Genomic DNA, 1,855 nt, shown 5'->3' with positions numbered 1-1,855 from the left:
GCTGCGTTCGGGTGCGGTCGAGGAACTGCAGCCAGCGCTGCAGCGGCGTGACAGCCGGGGGTCGCACCTTGTGCTCCAGGCGCTTTGCCTCACGCGGGGTCAGCCGCAGCTCTCCCGCCTCCGTCTGTCGTCGTTGCGCTCTTGTCGTCGTCATCGTCATCACAGCCAGTCCCTAATCTGGTCGGGCAACGTCATGTGCGCGGGCAGAACCACACCCAGCGGCAGCCCCGCGAGGAATGCCACGTCCTCGTTCCCCAGCGCCTCACGGATCTTGAGGCGCGCCTGATTCGTCAGCGACGGAATGACCTTCTCCAAACGCGGGAACTCATCGTTCGTCCGGCACGTCGTGGTGATGATCATGCCGAACCGGACGAGACCCGCACCCGCGGCCTCCTCCTCGGCCGCCTTGTTCGCGAACCGGATGCGGTTCTTCTGCCGGGCCGTCGCGCGCTGCTTCGTCGACGAGTTGAACTGCGCGTTGTTGATCTCGGCCTCGATCACATCCGGCGCATCCCCAGCGGGGATCGGACGATACAGGATCGTCACCCGCTTGCGGAGGACGCCCTTCATCGGCTCGAATGCGCGGCGCAGCGCCGTCGCGTAGAACTTTGATCGCGGACCCTCGTACATCGTCCACGACTTCGACACACCCCGGTCGTGGTAGTAGCGGTCGTACTTCGCCTCGGAGAACGCAGGGCCGGCCTCCGACCAGGTCAGGCCTGTCCCGCCCTCCTGGCGGGCCTGCTCGACGCGGGCCGACACCGTCGGGTCGTACGCCACGCGGGTGAAGTCCACGATGTCCTGCGCCGTGCAGGCCTGCGCCCCGGTGCCAGCTCCCGTCATGCCCAGCGAAGCCAACAGGACCGGGAGGCGGTTGCCGATCTCGTCTGCCATCTCCTGCACGCCACGATCGGAGTTCTTCGACTCCAGACCCGTGCCATTGAACGTCAGAGCCAGACGCGTGCTCAGCTGAGGAGCACCGCCCGACAGCGTGTCCGCGAGGCCACCGACAACGGCGGTGGAGAAGTCGCTGCCGTGGTCAGACACGTTCTCCGCGACCATGCGCCGCAGCCGCAGGCCAGAGTCCGGCGCGCTCTCGATCGTGACAGATGCGCCGACGATCGAATCCTCCACACCCAGCTGGGCGAGCCAGCCACCCCAATGGGCGACCTGCCGGTTGATCCTGTCCTGATCCACGAGCGAGTCCCCATCGGGGAAGCACTCGATCACCACGGTGTAGTGCTTTGTCGTCGCTGTAGCGAGACGGATCATCCCGAACGGGTTGCCGTAGCTGTCTTTGTGCTCGCTCAGCTCTGACGCCGTAAGCAGGCCCGGCAGACGGAAGCTCCCATCCGGGATCCGTCCCGCAGGCCCCGCAACCAGAAGTGTGTCGCCGCGACGCTCCGCAGTGCGGAACGCCATGCGGTTCGCCTTGCGCCGATACCAGTTGCGGCCCTGCTTGACGGTGACCACGGTCACTACCGCCGCGGCCACACCGAGGAGCGTGATGATGCCGGCAGCAAGCCACCAGCCGCGCACGATGCATCCAATGAGGACGAGTGCGAACGGGATAGACCCGAACGTCACACCCGCACCCAGCCCGCCGATGCCGAGCTTGGCGGGCATGACGATGTTGCCGTGCTCCACCATCGTGGTGTCATTGCTACTCATCGTTCGACCCCTGTTCGTCAATTCCGTTACTGCTGCTCGATGCCGAGCTGCCGAGACTGTTCATCGCGGATCCCGCCGCATTCCACCCAGAGGAACTACCGCCGCTCGAGGGCGCAGCTCCACCGCTGTCCACAGCGGCAGGTGCCGCACCGCCCGGGCTCGTCGACGGCGAGGATGCGGCGGC

General features: G+C 66.5%; 1 protein-coding gene. It reads right to left on the bottom strand.

The window, feature by feature from the left end; genetic code table 11:
• Positions 1-159 precede the first annotated feature (159 nt).
• On the bottom strand, positions 160-1,671 hold the full coding sequence (locus tag KZA10_RS13875; RefSeq protein ID WP_218683169.1) for an SCO6880 family protein: 1,512 nt from the start codon (positions 1,669-1,671) through the stop codon (positions 160-162).
• Positions 1,672-1,855 lie beyond the last annotated feature (184 nt).

The organism is Microbacterium sp. BF1, from assembly GCF_019279095.1.
GTDB classification, from domain to species: domain Bacteria; phylum Actinomycetota; class Actinomycetes; order Actinomycetales; family Microbacteriaceae; genus Microbacterium; species Microbacterium maritypicum.
This window is presented reverse-complemented; position numbering and strand designations above follow the sequence as displayed.

Bases quoted from the DNA above. Each gene is read 5' to 3' on its own strand.
- KZA10_RS13875 (WP_218683169.1), bottom strand. From the start codon at position 1,671: ATGAGTAGCAATGACACCACGATGGTGGAGCACGGCAACATCGTCATG.